This window comes from Streptomyces sp. NTH33, from assembly GCF_003236365.1.
Lineage (GTDB): Bacteria > Actinomycetota > Actinomycetes > Streptomycetales > Streptomycetaceae > Streptomyces.
The window spans coordinates 1-3,563 of the sequence record NZ_POTZ01000592.1; the positions used below are offsets into that span (position 1 = coordinate 1).

Genomic DNA, 3,563 nt, shown 5'->3' on the forward strand with positions numbered 1-3,563 from the left:
CGTGAGGTCTGGCTGCTGGCGGCGGGCGAGGACAAGGCGAACGCGGTGGCCATGGCCCTCTCGGGCGCGGGCGAGATCCAGGCCCCGGCCGCGGGCGCGCAGGGCCGCGCCCGCACCCTGTGGCTCCTGGACACCCCGGCGGCCTCGCAGCTGCCGAGGTCGCTGTATCCGCCGGCGTCGGCGTAGAAGGACAAAAAGGCGGGTGGGCGAAGACTCCTGAGTCTTCGCCCACCCACCTTTCCGTGGGGGGCGGGGGCGGGGCCCCCGCCCCTCACTTCACCGACCCCGCCATCACCCCTTGCACGAAGTGCCGCTGGAAGGCGAAGAACACGACCACCGGCACCACCAGCGACAGGAACGCCCCCGGCGCCAGCACGTCGATGTTGCTGCCGAACTGCCGGATCTGCGACTGCAGTTCCACCGTCAACGGCTGCGACGACGTGTCCGCGAACAGCAACGCCACCAGCATGTCGTTCCACACCCACAGGAACTGGAAGATGGCGAGGCTGGCAATCGCCGGCCGCCCCACCGGCAGCACCAGCCGGGTGAAGATCCGCCACTCGTTGCCGCCGTCCATCCGGGCGGCCTCCAGCATCTCCTTCGGCATCTCGGCGAAGTAGTTCCGCAGCAGGAACACCGCGAACGGCAGCCCGTAGGCCACGTGGAAAAGAACCACACCGGGAATCGTGCCGAACAGCCCCAGCTGCCCGAACATCTTGGCGACCGGCAGCAGCCCGATCTGCACGGGCACCACCAGCAGCGCCACGACCAGCAGGAACAGCGGGTCCCGCCCCGGGAAGTCCAGCCATGCGAAGGCATACCCGGCGAGCGCCGCGACGATGACGACGAGAACGGTCGTCGGCACCGAGATCAGCACGGTGTTCCAGAACGCCTGCGTCATGCCCGCGTTCTTCAGCAGCGCCGAGTAGTTGTCGAACGAGAGCTGCGCCGGGTTGGCGAACGCCGTCCACCAGCCGCCCTTCGCGGTGTCCTCCGCCGACCGCAGCGACGACACGAACAGCCCCGCGAGCGGAGTCAGCCAGATCAGCCCGATCACCACGAGGAACGCCTGGACGAGCCAGTGTCCCAGGCCCCGCCTGATCGCGTTCATCACTGACTCCTTCGGAAACGGCGGACGTTGAACACCATCGCGGGGATCACCAGGAGCAGCAGGAGCACGCCGAGCGCGCTGCCGAGGCCCTGGTTGTTGCCGCCGCCGAAGGACACCAGCCACATCTGGGTCGCCAGTACGGTGGCGTCCTCCTGCACCGGGCCGGGCGCGATGATGTAGACGAGGTCGAAGACCTTCATCACGTTGATCACGAGGGTGACGAAGACGACCGTCAGGACGGGCGCGAGCAGCGGCACGGTGATCCGGCGGAAGATCTGCCACTCGTTCGCCCCGTCGATGCGCGCCGCCTCCAGCGCGTCCCGCGGCAGCGCGGACAGTCCGGCGCCGATCAGCACCATCGCGAACCCGGTCCAGATCCACAGGTACGCCCCGATGATCATGGGGGTGACCAGCGTCGGCCCGAGCCAGGAGACGCCCTGGTAGGGCGGGGCGAAGTTGGACTCGGGCAGCTTCACCGCGTACGACCCCGTCTTCAGGCCCCCGAAGTGGAAGGAGCCGTCGGAGGCGGTCGTGGTGCTCGCGACGGTCCGCCCGTCGCGCACGGCCTCGACCTTCATGCCGGGCAGTCCGCTCTCGCCGCTGTCGACCTTGCCCCGGGTGCCGCCTCCGCCGGGGGTGAAGTCCAGGTAGACGACACCGCGCAGCTCGTCCGCCGCGGCCTTCTCACCGGCCGCCGCGGACGCCGGTTCGGCGCCGCCCGGCAGGTCCTTGGGCAGCACGCCGACCATCGGCAGGTGCACCGTGTCGCCCGGCGACAGGCCGGCACGGGTGCTGTACGAGCCGTCGCCGCCCTTGGTCAGCCCGTGCCCCTCGCGGGCGCGGGCGGCCGGATACGACGAGGAGTCCTTGAAGAGGTCGTGCACGGAGACCACGGCGGCGTTGAGCACGCCCTTGTCCGGGTCCTCGTCGTAGGCGAGCCGGAAGATGATGCCGGCGGCCAGGAAGGACACGGCCATCGGCATGAACAGCAGCAGCTTGAACGCCGTCGCCCAGCGGACCTTCTCCACCAGGACGGCGAGGATCAGCCCGAGCCCGGTGAGCAGCACCGGAGCCACGACCACCCAGATCGTGGTGTTCCGGATGGCTTTGAGCGTCGCCGGGTTGCGGAACATCTCGGTGTAGTTGTCCGCGCCGACGAACCGGGTGCCGGAAGCGTCGAAGAGGCTCCGGCCGACGGAGAACAGCACCGGATAGACGACCAGCGCGCGCGGCGACTGCGGCGGGGGGCTCGCGCCCTTCTCCTTCGCGAGCGTGGAGGTCATGTCGGGTCAGCCCTGGTTCTGGTACGCCTTGGCCGCCGCGGCCTCCAGCTTCGCCGCCGTGCCCTTCGGGTCCGACGGGTCGCGCAGGAAGTCCTGCAGGAGCTTCCACTCGCCGGCGCCGCTGGTGCCGCCGAAGGCCGCCGGGGCCTGGTCGGACATGTCGAACCGGACCGCGTCCGCGTCACCGGACTCGATCAGGGACTTGGCGGTGGCGCGGGTGACGTCGTCACCGTAGGAGGCGGGGTCGACGTTCTTGTTCGGGGACAGGAAGCCGCCGGCCTTGGCCCAGACGGCCGCGGCCTCCGGGGTGGCCAGGTACTCCAGGAGCTTCATGCCGGCCTTGGCGTTCTTGCCGTCCTTGAGGACGACCGCCGCGTCACCGCCGCTGACGACCGGGGCGTTGCCGCCGTCGACCGGCGGGAACGGGAAGAAGTCCGCGTCCTCGCCGATGGTCCTGCCGAACTGGTCGTGGGCCACGCCGGCGACGAAGTCGCCCTCGTAGACCATGCCGGCCTCGGCCTTGGGACCGAAGACCTTCTCCACCGAGCCCGGGAAGTCGGTGTTGAGGGCACCCTTCTGGCCGCCCGCGATCAGCTGCTTGTCCTTGAACAGCTTGCCGAGCGTGGTGAGTGCCTTGACGACGCTGTCGTCGGTCCACTTCAGCTCGTGCGCGGCGAGGGCGTCGTACTTCTCGGGGCCGGCCTGGGAGAGGTAGACGTTCTCGAACCAGTCGGTCAGGGTCCAGCCGTCCTGGCCGGCGACCGCGAAGGCGGCGAGCCCGGAGTCGGAGATGGTGCGTCCGGTGTCGAGCATCTCGTCGTACGTCTTGGGCGGCTTGACCCCGGCCTGGTCGAACGCGTCGGGGCTGTACCAGACGGTCGACTTGTGGGCGGCCTTGAAGTACAGGCCGTACAGGGTGTCGTCGACGCTGCCGTACTTCTTCCACACGGGCGCGAAGTTGGCGTCCACCGACTTCTGGGTGGTGTCGGACAGCGGCTTGAGCCAGCCCTTCTTGGCGAACTCGCCGCCGAGCTGGACGCCGACCGGCGAGGGCGAGGCGCACCGACCTGGCGACCGCGATACCGGCCTTCTCCTGGGCCTCGTCCGTCGACGCGCCGAGGTGCGGGGTGCAGACGACCTGGTCGAACTCGAACAGCGGGGAGTCCGTG

Annotated in this window: 4 protein-coding genes and 1 pseudogene; 2 read left to right on the forward strand and 3 right to left on the reverse strand. The window is 69.7% G+C overall.

Going from position 1 to position 3,563, the window contains the following annotated elements; genetic code table 11:
• The coding region (locus C1I97_RS33435) for a 6-phosphogluconolactonase (protein WP_181447025.1) at window positions 1-186 on the forward strand (186 nt) is incomplete at its 5' end.
• 85 nt (window positions 187-271) lie between these two features.
• Here C1I97_RS33435 and C1I97_RS33440 read toward each other — a convergent pair.
• The 3 genes and pseudogenes from C1I97_RS33440 to C1I97_RS33450 form a co-directional block, all read right to left on the reverse strand.
• Window positions 272-1,111: a carbohydrate ABC transporter permease gene (locus C1I97_RS33440; protein ID WP_111006778.1), complete on the reverse strand. Its 840-nt coding sequence runs from the start codon at window positions 1,109-1,111 to the stop codon at window positions 272-274.
• The gene (locus C1I97_RS33445) at window positions 1,111-2,394 is read right to left on the reverse strand and encodes an ABC transporter permease (protein WP_111006779.1); all 1,284 of its coding nucleotides are present in this window, start codon (window positions 2,392-2,394) and stop codon (window positions 1,111-1,113) included. The genes C1I97_RS33440 and C1I97_RS33445 overlap by 1 nt, the downstream gene beginning before the upstream one ends.
• Before the next feature lie 6 nt (window positions 2,395-2,400).
• Window positions 2,401-3,417 (reverse strand): annotated as a pseudogene (locus C1I97_RS33450) (ABC transporter substrate-binding protein); the annotation flags it as partial.
• Between C1I97_RS33450 and C1I97_RS42035 the strand changes: the two are divergent.
• A partial coding sequence (locus C1I97_RS42035) for a hypothetical protein (protein WP_258382860.1) occupies window positions 3,353-3,563 on the forward strand: 211 nt, incomplete at its 3' end. The pseudogene C1I97_RS33450 and the gene C1I97_RS42035 sit on opposite strands and share 65 nt — an antisense overlap.